Source organism: Streptomyces sp. NPDC057654, from assembly GCF_042800135.1.
Taxonomy (GTDB): domain Bacteria; phylum Actinomycetota; class Actinomycetes; order Streptomycetales; family Streptomycetaceae; genus Streptomyces.
The window spans coordinates 1-13,427 of sequence record NZ_JBHVHQ010000144.1 but is presented as its reverse complement, the minus strand read 5'-3'; the positions used below and the strand labels follow the sequence as shown (position 1 = coordinate 13,427).

General features: G+C 71.2%; 17 protein-coding genes and 2 pseudogenes. 6 read left to right on the top strand and 13 right to left on the bottom strand.

Translation table 11 applies throughout. The features are described 5' to 3' along the window. Positions 1 to 437: 437 nt before the first annotated feature. The gene (locus ACFU99_RS14205) at positions 438 to 905 is read right to left on the bottom strand and encodes a VOC family protein (RefSeq protein WP_384390677.1); all 468 of its coding nucleotides are present in this window, start codon (positions 903 to 905) and stop codon (positions 438 to 440) included. Positions 906 to 1,007: 102 nt separating this feature from the next. On the opposite strand from ACFU99_RS14205, the gene ACFU99_RS14200 reads away from it, so the two are divergent. Then, a complete protein-coding gene (locus tag ACFU99_RS14200; protein ID WP_384390674.1) occupies positions 1,008 to 1,940 on the top strand; it encodes a helix-turn-helix transcriptional regulator in 933 nt (310 codons plus the stop codon). Between the two features lie 52 nt (positions 1,941 to 1,992). Here the strand turns inward: ACFU99_RS14200 and ACFU99_RS14195 are convergent, their stop codons facing one another. Then, complete coding sequence (locus ACFU99_RS14195; protein WP_384390671.1) at positions 1,993 to 2,121, bottom strand: hypothetical protein; 129 nt, start codon at positions 2,119 to 2,121, stop codon at positions 1,993 to 1,995. Between the two features lie 114 nt (positions 2,122 to 2,235). On the opposite strand from ACFU99_RS14195, the gene ACFU99_RS14190 reads away from it, so the two are divergent. Further along, entirely contained in the window at positions 2,236 to 2,505 is a 270-nt protein-coding gene (locus ACFU99_RS14190) for a hypothetical protein (protein ID WP_384390668.1), read from the top strand. Between the two features lie 283 nt (positions 2,506 to 2,788). Here the strand turns inward: ACFU99_RS14190 and ACFU99_RS14185 are convergent, their stop codons facing one another. The 3 genes from ACFU99_RS14185 to ACFU99_RS14175 all read right to left on the bottom strand — a co-directional run bounded on the left by ACFU99_RS14185 (position 2,789) and on the right by ACFU99_RS14175 (position 4,540). After that, complete coding sequence (locus tag ACFU99_RS14185; RefSeq protein WP_384390665.1) at positions 2,789 to 3,151, bottom strand: hypothetical protein; 363 nt, start codon at positions 3,149 to 3,151, stop codon at positions 2,789 to 2,791. A 133-nt stretch (positions 3,152 to 3,284) separates the two neighbouring features. Next, positions 3,285 to 3,461: a hypothetical protein gene (locus tag ACFU99_RS14180; RefSeq protein WP_384390662.1), complete on the bottom strand. Its 177-nt coding sequence runs from the start codon at positions 3,459 to 3,461 to the stop codon at positions 3,285 to 3,287. A gap of 224 nt (positions 3,462 to 3,685) precedes the next feature. Beyond that, positions 3,686 to 4,540: a helix-turn-helix domain-containing protein gene (locus tag ACFU99_RS14175; RefSeq protein WP_384390659.1), complete on the bottom strand. Its 855-nt coding sequence runs from the start codon at positions 4,538 to 4,540 to the stop codon at positions 3,686 to 3,688. A 75-nt stretch (positions 4,541 to 4,615) separates the two neighbouring features. On the opposite strand from ACFU99_RS14175, the gene ACFU99_RS14170 reads away from it, so the two are divergent. Next, positions 4,616 to 5,029 carry a nuclear transport factor 2 family protein gene (locus ACFU99_RS14170; RefSeq protein ID WP_384390655.1) on the top strand — a complete coding sequence of 138 codons (414 nt, stop codon included), beginning with the start codon at positions 4,616 to 4,618 and terminating at the stop codon, positions 5,027 to 5,029. A gap of 313 nt (positions 5,030 to 5,342) precedes the next feature. Here the strand turns inward: ACFU99_RS14170 and ACFU99_RS14165 are convergent, their stop codons facing one another. Beyond that, positions 5,343 to 5,552 carry a hypothetical protein gene (locus tag ACFU99_RS14165; protein ID WP_384390653.1) on the bottom strand — a complete coding sequence of 70 codons (210 nt, stop codon included), beginning with the start codon at positions 5,550 to 5,552 and terminating at the stop codon, positions 5,343 to 5,345. A gap of 373 nt (positions 5,553 to 5,925) precedes the next feature. Here ACFU99_RS14165 and ACFU99_RS14160 point away from each other — a divergent pair, with 373 nt between their 5' ends. Both ACFU99_RS14160 and ACFU99_RS14155 read left to right on the top strand, forming a co-directional pair. Further along, positions 5,926 to 6,390 carry a hypothetical protein gene (locus ACFU99_RS14160; RefSeq protein ID WP_384390650.1) on the top strand — a complete coding sequence of 155 codons (465 nt, stop codon included), beginning with the start codon at positions 5,926 to 5,928 and terminating at the stop codon, positions 6,388 to 6,390. Between the two features lie 203 nt (positions 6,391 to 6,593). Then, a complete protein-coding gene (locus ACFU99_RS14155) occupies positions 6,594 to 8,621 on the top strand; it encodes an NB-ARC domain-containing protein (RefSeq protein WP_384390647.1) in 2,028 nt (675 codons plus the stop codon). Between the two features lie 16 nt (positions 8,622 to 8,637). Here the strand turns inward: ACFU99_RS14155 and ACFU99_RS14150 are convergent, their stop codons facing one another. From ACFU99_RS14150 to ACFU99_RS14120, 7 genes and pseudogenes are all read right to left on the bottom strand, one after another. Continuing rightward, positions 8,638 to 8,817: a DUF6233 domain-containing protein gene (locus ACFU99_RS14150; RefSeq protein ID WP_384390680.1), complete on the bottom strand. Its 180-nt coding sequence runs from the start codon at positions 8,815 to 8,817 to the stop codon at positions 8,638 to 8,640. A gap of 5 nt (positions 8,818 to 8,822) precedes the next feature. Beyond that, complete coding sequence (locus ACFU99_RS14145; protein WP_384390644.1) at positions 8,823 to 9,281, bottom strand: hypothetical protein; 459 nt, start codon at positions 9,279 to 9,281, stop codon at positions 8,823 to 8,825. Next, the gene (locus ACFU99_RS14140) at positions 9,278 to 10,057 is read right to left on the bottom strand and encodes a hypothetical protein (RefSeq protein ID WP_384390641.1); all 780 of its coding nucleotides are present in this window, start codon (positions 10,055 to 10,057) and stop codon (positions 9,278 to 9,280) included. The genes ACFU99_RS14145 and ACFU99_RS14140 overlap by 4 nt, the downstream gene beginning before the upstream one ends. Continuing rightward, positions 10,054 to 10,266, bottom strand: a complete 213-nt coding sequence (locus tag ACFU99_RS14135; RefSeq protein ID WP_384390638.1) for a hypothetical protein — start codon at positions 10,264 to 10,266, stop codon at positions 10,054 to 10,056. Before ACFU99_RS14135 ends, ACFU99_RS14140 begins: the two co-directional genes overlap by 4 nt. Positions 10,267 to 10,386: 120 nt before the next feature. Continuing rightward, positions 10,387 to 10,801, bottom strand: a pseudogene (locus ACFU99_RS14130) (restriction endonuclease). Between the two features lie 191 nt (positions 10,802 to 10,992). After that, positions 10,993 to 11,841 carry a helix-turn-helix domain-containing protein gene (locus ACFU99_RS14125; protein ID WP_384390635.1) on the bottom strand — a complete coding sequence of 283 codons (849 nt, stop codon included), beginning with the start codon at positions 11,839 to 11,841 and terminating at the stop codon, positions 10,993 to 10,995. Positions 11,842 to 11,856: 15 nt separating this feature from the next. After that, positions 11,857 to 12,401: pseudogene (locus tag ACFU99_RS14120) on the bottom strand (DUF6879 family protein). A gap of 301 nt (positions 12,402 to 12,702) precedes the next feature. Here ACFU99_RS14120 and ACFU99_RS14115 point away from each other — a divergent pair. After that, positions 12,703 to 13,266 (top strand): hypothetical protein, encoded by a 564-nt coding sequence (locus ACFU99_RS14115; RefSeq protein WP_384390632.1) that lies wholly within the window; start codon positions 12,703 to 12,705, stop codon positions 13,264 to 13,266. Positions 13,267 to 13,427: the final 161 nt, after the last annotated feature.

The window sequence follows — 13,427 nt, the reverse complement described above, 5'->3', positions numbered from 1 at the left end:
ACCCCCCAGCAGACGAAGGGTCGGAGCCGGCGTCCGGGACTCCGGCCCTTCTCCCGTAGACCCATGTCAGCCGCGGTCGGACCTGTTGGCCCTAACGGGTCCGACCGCGGCTGAACCGTGCGGGCCAGGCGAGGCCGGGCGACGTGGGGGAGCGCGTCGGCCCGCTCCCGGTCCACCCGCCGCCGCAGAAAACTCCTCCGGCTTCGATGACCAGTCGGGTGGCGGTCTTGCCGAGGGCCTTCGCGATGACGGGGGCCGGGCCTGGAGGACGAGTTGTCGGATCACGGAGGCCCTGCCGCGCTGCGGCGGAACGCCGATCTCCCGCAGGTGGACTCGGAGGCTGGCTGTCCGGGCTGGCGACCGGGGAAGAGCCGCTGTGAGCTTCTGCTGCTGGCGTAGGGCAGGTACTGGCGGGACTGGAGTAGGCCCGCACGAGGTCAGCGACGGGCTGCGGAAGCGGGGACGGCGGATCTCCCAGGAGGACCGGAGATCCACGTGCCGGGGTCGCTGAGCTCGATGATGGTGCCGACGTTGTCGGTGACGAAGGCGATGCGCTGGCCGGTTGCCGGTATCGCCATGGGGCCGCCGATCAGCGGTACATCGAGTTCGAGCAGCCGGGACACCGCCGCGTCGAGATCTGCCACGGCGAGGCAGAAGTGGTGCAGGCGCGATGTGACCATGCTCGTGAGGATGTTGTCGGTCGGCGCTCCGCCACGGTCCGACGCGCCCGCGAGGAGCTCGATCTTGACGTCACCAGCAGTGAGGAAGACGAACGTCGTGCCGTGGGCCTCGAACCGCTGCTCGACAGTGAAACCGAGATTGCGCGAGTACCACGCGATGGTGGCGTCGAGGTCCTCTTGCGTAACGGTGATGCCCACGTGGTCGTGGGAGAACGTGAAGGTCATGTCCGAAGAATCACCGGCCGCCGGGCCGGTAACCAGAGAGAGGAATTCGGTAGGAAAACCGCTACCACCCTCGGGTCGGCGCCGGGTGCGACAATCAGTCTCATGACCGCTGACATCGCGAAACTCGGCCCGATGTTGCGCACCTGGCGCGGCCGTGTCTCGCCGGAGGCGGTGGGACTGCCCAGCGGTCACAGGCGCCGGGTCACGGGACTGCGCCGGGAAGACCTCGCCGGGCTCGCTGGGATCTCGGTCGACTATGTGGTCCGCCTGGAGCAGGGACGCCATGTGACCCCGTCCGCGCAGGTGACCGCGGCGCTGGCCCGCGCCCTGCAGCTCACCGACGCCGAGCGGGACCACCTCTACCGGCTGGCCGGGCTTGCCCCTCCGGCCGGCGGGGAGATTTCGGACCACATCCCGCCCGGCCTGCACCGCATGCTCAACCGGCTCGGCGACTCCGCAGCCGCCGTGTTCGCCGCGGACTGGCAGCTCATCTGGTGGAACCGATTCTGGGCGGCGTTGCTGGGCGACCCGTCCTCAACGCCGTCGGCGCTGCGTAACTTCGCTCGCGACACCTTCCCGGCCGACGGGGCCGCCCCCAGCCTGTCGCACTGGCCGGTGACCTCGCTCAGTCAGCCGCAGGTCGAGACCTCCGTCATGTCCGACCTGCGCCGCGCCACGGGGCGATTCCCGGACAGCGACCGCCTGGCCGGTCTGATCCGGGACCTCACGACGGGCAGCCCGCGCTTCGCCGAACTGTGGGCCTCCGGCGTGGTCGGCGCGCACCGGGAAGACCACAAGATCGTCCAGCACCCGGCGACCGGGCCGATCGCGGTGGACTGCGACGTCCTGACCGACGGCGACACGGGACGCAAGATCGTCGTTCTCACCGCAGCCCCCGATACCGAGGACGAAACCAAGTTCCGCCTGGCGGCGGTATCGGGCCTTGGTGCCCTGCGCGACAGCGGCCGGGCCTGGTCACCGTCTCGAAGCCGAAGGACCACAGGGGCTTGTCCCAGGAGAACGCGGCCGCCTTGATGCGGCGCTCGGAACGTCGCCAGGCCACGCGCACCCCGGGCATCCCGGGTACTCAGGCTCCGAACAAGTCCTCTCCGGCCTCGAACGCGGAGCCGGTGGCCTTGCCGCCCTGGGCGAGGGTGGTCCGGGGCTGGCCGTTCTCGTCCCGGCTCGGCCGCCAGATGAAGTCGGCAAGGGTCATTTTCCGCATGAGGGCGAACCCGTCAGGGCCGGATGGAATGCACTGGATTCCATCCGGCATGCGGGACGCTACCCGCGCGGAGCGCGGGCCAGGGAGCCGGGGGACACTGACGCGGTGACCACACCCGTTCAGCCCTCTCGTGACCGGGCCCTCGGACGCAGCGTGTCCGCTCTGCTGCCGTCCTCCGCCCCGGTGGCTCCGGCGGAGGTGGCGGCGGCCGCACTGGCGGCCCTGTGGAGCGTCCCCGTGCAGATCGGCGTGCTCCAGACCGCCGCAGCCCTCCTTGACGAAGCGGCACACGCCGGTGAGGAGGACGACGCACGGCACCGGGCCGCCGCGGACACCGTGGCGCTGCTGCGGGCCGCCATGGACCGGGAAGGTTGAGGGCGCAGCGCGGCGCCGTGCCTCGCGGTGGTGGCATGACGGACGACGAAACCATCGAGTTGCGGGCGCTGGTGCGACGCGAACGGATGCCGAGCCCCCCGAAGAAGTTCCCCTGGGAGAGTCGCTCTTCCACCGCCGCAGCCGGGTCGAAGCCGAGGTTGAGGTCCGGGCCGAGGTTGAGGACGGGCCTCGTCTTCGTCTCCCGCCGATCCCGCCGGACCGCGACCCGCCTCCGCCCCCTGCTGACATTGCAGGCGTTGCGCGATTGAGGCGGTGGGCATGGTCAACTGCGGGCGGCGTGGTCGAGGATGACGCACATCCGCCCCAGCTCACCGTCCTCGATCACGGTGTGGGGATCGTTGGCGAGCAGCCGCAGGATACCGGAGACCACGGCGACCACGGCCAGGAGGTCGACCTGCTGGTCGGAGGTGAGCCAGTGCGCTGCCTGCGGCACTGCGTACGGAAGGCCGGCAAGCGTCACCATGGTGCTGTCGCCGACACCGCCCTTGCCCTCCCGGTCCACGTCGTCGCGGTCGCCCGGGTCGAGGGCCATCATCGCCGCCTCGACCGCGTCAGCGAGGGGACTGGCTTTGACGACTGCAATTGGCCCCACGATGACGGCTGGGCCATTTCCGCGTACGGACATTCGAGGACGGTCTGTCGTGGCCCCACCAGACCAGTGGTAGCAGGTCAGCAGGCGGGGCCAGCTCAAGACGTCATGGAACGAACAACTGCCAGAGGGCGAGAACCGGCCGTCGCCGTGGGCCCAAATGACGACGTCACAGCCAGAGGGGACCGACGACCCACCGGTCGGACTCGGGAGCGGGCAGGGCCCGGAACCAGGCCGCCGCGCGCCGGCCGGCGGCCGCGGCTTCAGCCAGAGCCTTCGCCTCGCCCTCCCACAGCTCCCGCGGAGTTGGATCGGCAGGTTCGACGGGGAGGCTGAGGACCGTCATGCCCGGCTAACGGGCGCAACCGTCGCAGGTCACGTCCGGAGCGGAGGAGCCGAGGCGCGTCGAAGCGGGAGGGCGGCTGGTGACAGCGGCCAGGCCGAATTCCCCACGTACGGCCAGTTCCAGGATCACAGACGGTAGTCAGTGAAGGTGCACAGATTGCGCCCCCAGCGTGGACGCCATCTCTGCACCCGTGCCGAGCGGTGCGTACTGCGCGGGGCGAGGCGTCAGTGCGTCTCGCCGATGCCGTGCCCCGCCCACGCGGTGTCGTCCACCACCAGCCCCGGGTCATCGGCCAGGGCCGTCGGCGTTATCCCGGTGAACGCCACGATCTCCCGGTGGAGATGGGACTGGTCGACGTAACCGCACTCCGCCGCGACCCGGGCCGCGCTGTCGCCCGCGGCCAAGCGGTGGGCGGCATGGCGGAAGCGGAGCAGCGTCGCAGCGCGTTTGGGAGGCAGGCCGATCTGCGACCGGAAGCGGGACCACAGGCGCCTGCGGCTCCAGCCGACCTCGGCCGCCAGGTCCTCGACTCTGGCCCGGCCGCGGCTGGCGACGATCCGGTCCCAGGCCCGGACCACTTCCGGGTCCGCCGGTGGCCCCGTCCCGCGTCGGCGGGAGAGCAAGGTGTCCGTCAACGCGAAACGGTCCTCCCACGACGGGGCGTCGCCCAGTTGCTCGCGGAGCCGTTCCGCGTCCCGGCCCCACAGGTCGTCGAGGGCGACCACGGTACGGTCCAGCTCCGCCGGGCAGACCCCCAGCACGGCGTGCGTGACCACCGGGGACAGGTGCACCTCCACGCACGTGACGTTCTCGCCCCGCATGCGGACCGCACCGGGTGCGAGCCCGGCGACGAGGCTTCCGCGCCGTTGCCGACCGGTGGCGTCGTCCACGACGAGCGAACCGTTGCCGAACTCGACAACCAGAGTGACGGCCGGGTGCGGGATCACCGGCAGGTCGGCAGGGCCCGTGCTCCGGTCGCGGAATCCGGCCAGGCTGACGCCGGCTGTCCGGCTGGGTCGCGGCGGCCTCGCGACATCCCACCCGGCCGCGGCCGGGCGCTCGTGCACGGCGGATCGCATCGCCCCATGCTAGGAGACGACCGACCGGAACATTTGTCCAAGACGCTGGCGTGCGCTGACGGCGACAGTGGGCTGATGAGCAGCATCATCCACAACGCCTTCCAGGCATTCGCCAGCTGTGACCCCGGCCGGATCGCCGCGGTCCTTACCGAGGACGCCGAATGGCTGTCACCCCCTGACAACGCCACGGCCGCCGCGCTCAAGACGACCCATTACATGGTGGGCCGGGAGGCGATCGTGCGCTTCTTCGCCGAGGACTTCCCCCGCCTGTTCGTGCGTGACCTCAACGTCGCCTTCCACGGATCCCACGCCGACGGCGAGCGGGTGACCGTGGAGGCGACCATGACGGCGACGCTCGTCAACGGCAACCACTACAGCAACGACTACTGCTTCGTCGTCGAGCTCCGGGACGGGCTGATCCACCGGGTCCGCGAATACGTGGACACAGCACGCGGATACCGCATGATCTTCGGCGAGGCACCACGGTAGCCCTGACCCGGTCGCGACCTGGTCGGCCCCGACGAACACTCAGACCAGGCGGGGAACCCGCCTCGGCGGCCCTTACGCACGACCGGCAGGCCACCCACCTCGACCACCACCCTGAGTGATCAGCGGCGGCCAGATGTCTCCCCACCAACTGGCCACCTGTGGGCAATTCCAACTGGCCACCAACAAGCTGGTCTTGATCCGGTAGTTGGGCATCTTGCGTTTGACGGCGCGGGGCCGGCTGCGGGGTCTGCGGGGCGGCAGCAGGCCCTCGCGGACTTCGCTGCGGAAGTGCTGCCAGGCCCGGTGCAGCAGGTCAGGGGGTAAATATGCCGGGGGTGCAGGTGACAGTGCGCCGTGCTGCCCGCAGGGCTGCGGTGAAGGAGAGCCGGTCGCAGTCGACCGGCCGGACGTCTTGTGCGACGGCCTCGGCCATCAGCGCGCGCAGGGCATGGTGGACCAACAGTTGCGCGTAGGTCTCCTGGCGGATGCCGTCGGGGGTCTTGCTGGCTGGGAATCCTTCCAACAGCCCCACCGCCCGACACGCGACTACACAGCCTTCGGCCCGTTCCGCTTCAACCACCGCCAATACGACGACGCCTTGCATGCCTTGAGCGCGGCAATCTCCGACGCCACGTGACCGCTCACCGCACCGGACACCGGACCCGCCACGGTCTACCAAGGCGGACTACGTCGAACCCGGCACAAAGTGTGGTGGGTCACTCCGGCGGGGGGCGTACAGAGCGGGTGCGAGGGGAAAGTGAACTTCGACGTGGACACCTGGCTGGAGTGTGCCGTGGTCGCGTGTCCACTACCCGCTGGTCGTCCGGGGCGCTTGTGGCTGACGGCGCGGCGGCGTGTGTGGGCGGGAGTAAATCCCTTGGGGCAAGGGGGCGGGGATGCTGTCGGAGGCGATGACCGCGCTGGCCGCGGCGGGAGGCACTGCGGTGGTTCAGACCGCGGGGACGGACGGGTGGACGGGGCTGCGGCAGGCACTGGGGCGCTGGTTCGGCCGCGGCGACGGGGGACGCGAACAGGCAGAACTGGAGCGCTTGGACTGCGCCGCAGCCGAGCTGGAGACCGCGGTGGAGCACGTGCGCATCCGTCAGGAGGCGGCGTGGCAGGCCCGTATCGAGACTGTGCTGGAGAGCCTGGACGATAGCCGACGGGAGCAAGCCGTGCAGGAGTTGCGTGCCCTGCTGGCCCGGCACGCCCCCGCTGGCGAGGTGTCGGCCGGCCCCGGCGGGCTGGCCGTCGGCGGCAGTATGGATATTCACGCTGATAACAGTGCGATCGCGGCCGGTGTCATCCACGGGGGAGCACACACCAGCCCTCCTCTGGTAGCCGGTCCGTCCCGGGACTGAACGGACCGGCTGCCCCAGCCCCGTCGCCCTCCCCTACCGGCCCCGGCACCTCGGCGGCCCTCACCGTCCGCGCCGACCACAACAGCATCGCGGTCGGCAGCGCTGGCCAGGTCGTCTACCAGGTCGCTCCCCGAGAACCGGCCGCCTGGCCGCACCAGGTCGGGGTGATTCCCTCCCGTGCTCAGTCCTTCCAACACCGCGCCGTGACGCAGCAGCTGCGGGTGACGGTCGCGGGCGGCGGCACCGCGGTGCTGGGCCATGTTCTGACCGGCATGGGCGGGGTGGGTAAGTCCCAGCTGGCCGCGGAGTACTCCCGCGGCGCCTGGGACGACGGCCATCTGGACGTCCTGGTGTGGGTCACCGCGAGTGCCCGCTCGCCCGTGGTGAGCGGATACGCGCAGGCCGGCGCCGAGCTGTGCCGGGCTGACCAGAGCGATCCCGAGCAGGCCGCGCGGGCCTTTCTGGCCTGGCTCGCACCGAAGGCTGGGGGACGGGTGTGCCGATGGCTGATCGTGTTGGACGATGTCGCCGACCCTGACGATCTGCGCGGCCTGTGGCCACCGGCCAGCCCGCATGGCCGCACCCTGGTCACCACCCGCCGCCGTGATGCGGTCCTGACCGGGGAAGGCCGCCGCCGCATCGAGGTCGGCTTGTTCACCCAGACAGAAGCCCTCGCCTACCTCGTCATGTCCCTGACCGCCCACGGCCGCCATGAGCCCGCCAACCGGCTCACTGCATTAGCCGGCGACCTAGGCCACCTGCCCCTGGCCCTGTCCCAGGCCGCCGCCTACCTCATCGACTCCGGCATGGATACCGCGACCTACCGGGCACTGCTGGCCGACCGCGCCACTGCGCTCGCCGACACTGCCCCCGACCGGCTCCCCGATGACCAGGCCACTCCCCTGGCCGCCGCTTGGTCCCTGTCCACAGACCGCGCCGACACCCTGCGCCCCGCCGGCCTGGCCCGCCCCATGCTCCACCTGGTCGCGATGCTCGACCCCAACGGTGTCCCTCACACCGTCCTGACCAGCCCACCCGCCCTCACCCACCTCGCCCAGCTGCGCACCCGCACCGACCACGCCCCCTCCGGGAAACCGGAACCGGTCTCCTCCCGGGACGCCACAGGGGCCCTACGCGCTCTGCACCGGCTCAGCCTCATCCAGCACACCCCCGACACTCCTCACCAAGCCGTCCGCGTCCACCAGCTCATCCAGCGCGCCACCCGCGACACCCTCACCCCCGGCCAGCACCACCAGTACGCCCGTACCACCGCCGACGCCCTCACCACCGCCTGGCCCGACAACGAACGCGACACTGCCCTGGCCCAAGCCCTCCGCGCCAACACTCAGGCACTCATCTCCCACGCGGAGAATGCCCTGTACAGCACGGACGCCGTGCACTCGGTGCTCTTCCGCGTTGGTGAGAGCCTGGGTGCAGCCGGCCAGGTCGCAGCTACGGCCGCTCACTACCGGCACCTGGTGCGCACTGCCGGTCACAGAGTGGGCCCCAACCACCCCGACACCCACACGGCCCGACGCGGTCTTGCCCGATGGCGAGGTATGGCGGGGGATATCGGTGACGCCGCCACCACCCTCGCTGAGCTCCTACCCGACGATCTGCGGGTGCTGGGGCCCGACCACATCGACACCCTCATGACCCGGCACAACATGGCCTATTGGCAGGGTGAGGCGGGAGACCCGGCGAGCGCCGCCGCAGCGCTCACCGAACTTATGTCGGACCTCCTGCGGGTGCTGGGCCCAGACCATCCCCGGACCCTCAGAGCCCGAAACGGTATCGCCTACTGGCAAGGCGAGGCGGGAGACCCGGCGGGCGCCGCCGTGGCATTTGCCGAGCTCCTGCCCGAGTATCTGCGCGTGCTGGGGCCGGACCACTGGCGCACCCTTGTCACCCGGAGCCAACTCGCCTACTGGCGGGGAATGGCAGGGGACGCCGCCGGTGCCGCCGCGGCATTCGCCGAGCTGTTGCCGGACGATCTGCGGGTGCTGGGACCAGCCAACATCAGTACGCTCATCACGCGGTACAGCCTGGCCCACTGGCAGGGTGAGGCGGGAGATCCGGCGGGCGCCGCCGCGGCGCTCACCGAACTTATGCCGGACTTCCTGCGCATATTGGGCCCGAATCATCCCCGCACCGTCATCACTGGATCCAAGCTCGCTCACTGGACGCAACGGGCTAGGAACGGGGCCGTTCAACAGTCGACCGATGCCTGAGCGTCTATAGCCCCGGTTAGGCGCGGAGCCGACGTTCGGGGTGGCAGGTCGTGCACGCCTTCACGTGCGGTTCGTCGAGGACGCGGCGGGCCTCCGCCAGCGACAGCAGCCGCCCGCCGGCAACCGCGCAGTCGCCGCGGTGCACGGTGCCGCCCTGCCGCCCACGCCGGGCGGGGACAAGCCGCCACCACTTCAGCTCGTTCAGCTCACCGGCCGCCGGGACTGGGGCCGGAGTGGGAGCCGACTGTCCGGCGCTCCCGGCGGGCTGTCCGGGGGGCTGTTCGAGCTGGGCGATGCGCGCGCCGACCTCGGCCAGGTGAGGGCGCGGTCGGCGAGCCCGGCCCCGTGATCGTGCTCGTAGGTCTCGACGTGCACGGTGTCCCCCTCGAATACAAGATGCAGGGTGCGGCCGTACAGGGAGTCCACGGTCAGGCGGCCCCAGGGGTCGCGGTCGGCGCGCTCGACGACGTGTCCGCCGGGGCCGAGCTCGGGCATCTCAGCCCCGGTCTTCGCGTTGTCGAGGAAGGCGCGGGCCGCCGCGACCGTCACCTCCCGCCCGGCATCCGGATGGGCGGCGCCCATCCCGTACGGGCGGGCGTGGTTGGTGAGGGCGGCGAGGACGGCCGCGGGCTCCAGCCCGGCGATGCTGATGGTGGTCATCCGGAGAGTCTGCCGCCTGCCGGCCCCGCCGAAGAGGGCGGGGCTGAGACCGCGTCAGGTTGTGCGCCGGGCCGGCTGCCCGGCCCTGGCCGGCCGGTCGCCGTGGCGTGCAGTCCGGCGGCCCGCAGTTCGGCGTCCAGGTCCACGACCGTGACGCGCCGCAGCTCCCGAAGGAGCTGGCTGGCCAGCACGTACCGCAACGCCGACGTCCCGTACGCGACCGGGACCTCGTGCTCCAGCACGAGCTGGTCGGTCGGCCGCGGACCGCGAGGGTGGCGCGCGGCGTAGACCGCGCCGAGCACGCCCCAGACCGGGTACTTCTTCGCCCGCAGCGCGATGCAGTGCCGCCGCAGGTGCGGGCACTGCCGGCGGGCCACGGGGGCGCAGGGCAGGCACAGCGGCGGCTGCGCAACGGTCCCCTCCTCCAGGCGGGCGGCGGCTGCGGTCATTCTTCCGCCTTCGAGGAACAGGACGCCTTTGCCGGTGTGGCTGGCCCGGCCGCCGCAGACCTGGCATCGGAGATGCTCCATGGCGATGCGCTGCCGTTCGGAATTGACGGCGCGCCAGAGTGGGTCGCCGTCGCCGTAGCCGCCCCTCCATCGCTCCCACAGGCCGCCGCGCTGGTCCCGGTCTTCGGTGTGCTCGGTCCGGTAGCGCAGGCCGCCGGCGTCCAGGAGCAGGTCCGCGCGCGAGACTTCCCGCTCCCTGCTCCAGGCCGTCACGTACAGGACGACCAGCCCCTGCCGGACCGCAAGAGGGCGCGATACGGCGGTCACGGTGCTTCCCAGCCGGACAGACACGAGGGCGCGGACGGTTTGCGGTGCCGCCCGGCACCAGGCGGGCGGGGAACAGTGGGCTCCGGTTCGATGCTGAAGACGTGCGTGGTGTCCGCTTCGTAGGCATGGCTGGGCACTTCGACGGCCGCCGGCTCGCACACGGTGCACTCCAGCGCGCACTTCACCCCCGCGGCGAGAGCTTCCAGCACAGCGGCCTGGATCTCCTCGCCGGCAAGCGCCTGCCACGCCCTCTGCGCCGCCTCCGGAGGCAGTTGGTCGCAGAGGCCGCGGACGCGCGTCAGCAGCCAGGCGAGGGCTGCCGCGGAGTCTCATCCAGCAGTGTTCGCAGCTGCCGGGTCAGGTACGGCCGGCAGGACTTCGGTGAGGCGGTCCAGCCGGGTGTAGAGGGCCCGTACGAGGCGGGCGCGGTTCTGGACGAAGTGAGCGGTGCCTTCCCAGCGTGGCGGTGAGGCGGACGTCCGTTTCACGGAGGATGACTTCGGCGAGGGCGCCGCGGCCGTCGTTCTTGGGCAGGGCGGCGGCACGGCGGCGAATGTCGGTGGCGACCGCGCGGGCGTGGCCGGTCGGTTGGAGGGCGATCTGCTGGTAGTCGCGCGGGGTGAGGCGCGGGTCCTTCCACTCGAGGACGGCGGTGACGAGCGCTTCGTACGGAGCGCGGTCCAGTGGGAGACCGACCTCGATCAGGCCGTGGGGGTCGAGGAGCACGACGGGCGTGCCGCTCATCGGTGGCCCGCCCTGTCGTCCTGGTCGTGGTCGCCGCGGCCGAAGGCGGAGCGCCGGGGGCGTTGGGGTTCGGGTTCGGCGGGTGTGGGTGCACTCATGGGTGCCGCTCCGTTGCTGGGTGCGTCGGTGGCAGTCGACGCTACGGAGGCCGTGGGCGCTTCCTCTACAGAGTTGCGGATAATTGCGGAGGTTCACTCCAGGGTGTCGATCGCGGCCCGGATGAGGGCGCGGGCAGGGTCGCCGTACACCGCCATCCCCGCGAGGCCGGCGAACGCCCGGGCGTAGTCGCCGAGCTCGCGCGGCTGCTTCACCTTGATCTCCGCGGTCAGGGTCTCCACCACGGCCGTGGTGTCGTCGTGGAGGTAGAACGCCTCCAGCGGCCACACACTGCGCTGCGCGGTGAACGGAATGATCCCCAGCGAGAGGGAGGCGAGGGGCATCACGGCCAGGAGGTGGCGCAGCTGGCCGCGCATGGCGTCGGGGGCGGCGATGCGGTAGCGCAGGACCGATTCCTCGACGAGGACGGTGTAGTGGTGGCCGCCTTCGTAGAGGAACCGGGAGCGGGCGATGCGGGCGGCGACGGCCTCGGCGACGTCGTCGGGGGTGTTCTGGAAGCGGGTGATCTGTTCCATCAGGGCGGTGGCGAACGCCGGGGTCTGGAGGAAGCCGGGCGGCACGTTGGAGACGTAGACCCGACACCGGCGGGTGCGTTCGTGCAGCGCGTTCCAGTCCTGCTGGACCTTGCGCATGCCGCCCCGGTGCAGGCGGCGCCACTCCACGTACATGGAGTCGACGGCGCGGGCGGTGGCGATCAGGTCGTCGCTCTGGTCCTCGGCGTCGCAGGCCGCGCACCAGGTGCGGATGTCGCTGTCGGAGGGCGGGGCCTCGCCCTTTTGGATGCGGGTGGTCTTCGCGGGGTGCCAGCCGCACCGGGCGGAGAGTTCCTTCCCGGTGAGGCCGGCGTCCTTGCGCAGGTGCTGCAAGCGCACGGCCAGCGCCTCACGGGCTGCCTGTGCGCTGGAGGAAGGGGAGGCGGTCATAGGCTGCTCAGGAGCTCAGGGGGTGTACTTCTCGTGGGGGATGGCGTGCTCCCACACGGTCTCGAAGGCGGTGGCGCACAAGGCGACGGCGGCCGGGTCGGTGGTGCGTTCCTTGCCGGTAGGTGCCCAGTCGCCGGTGCCGGTGAAGTGGTGGAACTGCACGAGCCGTCCGTCCAGGAGCCAGAAGTCGTTGCCGGGCAGCGCGATGCCGGAGGCGCGGCGGCGGGGCAGCCAGCGCACATCCTCTCCGGCCTGGAGGTTGAGCGGGGTGATGGCGTGCTCGTAGCGGATGTAGTCGGTGACCGGCTCGGAGACGATCCGCGCCCGGCGCATCACCACGCCCCGGGCGACCGCGCCCTGGACGAGCGGCATCCACTGCGGCCAGAATGAGCGGACGGGTCCAGGTTCGGGACGCCGGTGCGCAGGAAGGTCTCGAAGTCGTCGGTCTCGTCGCCGACCGCGTAGACGTCGCGCATCTCCAGGTGGACCGCGGTGCGGTGGGTGGCGGCGAGCAGCTCAGCGAACGTCGCGGTGGTCAGCTGCTGCGCGTTCAGCGGCATCACACGCCTCCCTGGAGGACCAGGTCCGCGCTCTCCTCCTCCACCCACACCGTCGGTGATCCCTCGCCTCCGGTATTCGGGTCGATCCCCACGAACCGTAACGTCATCGCGTGCTCCCCTGTCGAGTCCGTTGCGCGGAGTTGCGCGACGACCGTCCCGCGTCGGGGTCCCGGCGGTCAAGGCCGCGCACAGGCCGAAGCAGCAGCATCGGCCGACAAACCACGACGGCCTCTGCTCCGTCCGGGTGGGCCAGCGTCGCGACTCCGGTGTCCGGGTGCGCGGCGCCTCTGCTGTGCGGACCATGGAAGACACCCAGATGCCCGAGCCGCTGCGGCAGACGGTTCACCAGCTCGTCTCCGAAGTGGTCATGAACTGCCAGGAGGTACTGCGTTACACCGAGCCGGATATCGCACGTGACTGGAAGCGGATGACGCTCATCCGGGCCACGGACGCCTCCGACACGATGGACATGGCGTCCATGCTGATCGCCGCGTACTGCCAGCGCACCGGCATGGCCATGGACACCCTGGCGTCGTACCTCCAGACCCGGCATCAGCGCAGCCGGGCGGCTGGCCCGAGGGACGCGGACCGGCACAAGATCGCCGGAATGCTCGGGACGCCACTTCCTCCCGAGGACGACCACGAGGCGCGGACGCGGTTCTCGTGCGGCCAGGGGTACGCGGAAGGTGGGCTGATGGCCGAGGTCGATGAGCAGCGGCTGTTCACCGAGGCGTGTCTACACGGTCTGAGGGCCCGGCTGTATGACGACGTCGACGCGCTGGACACCTACCTACCGCCCCACCTCGCAGCACTCGCACGGAAGGTCGCCGGCGTGCTGGAGGTGCCGCAGCCAGCACCCGCATGACGCACCTGGTCACGGCGTCGTCGGACGGCGCGCCCCGGCCGGGACCCGGGGGCACTGCCGCGGGCTGCGGCCAGACCCTGCGACGGCCTCAGCTCGCTGGACCGGTTCCCGCCGGATCTGGCCACGCCATGCCGGCGGAGTCGCGCTGCCGTCAGGAAGCG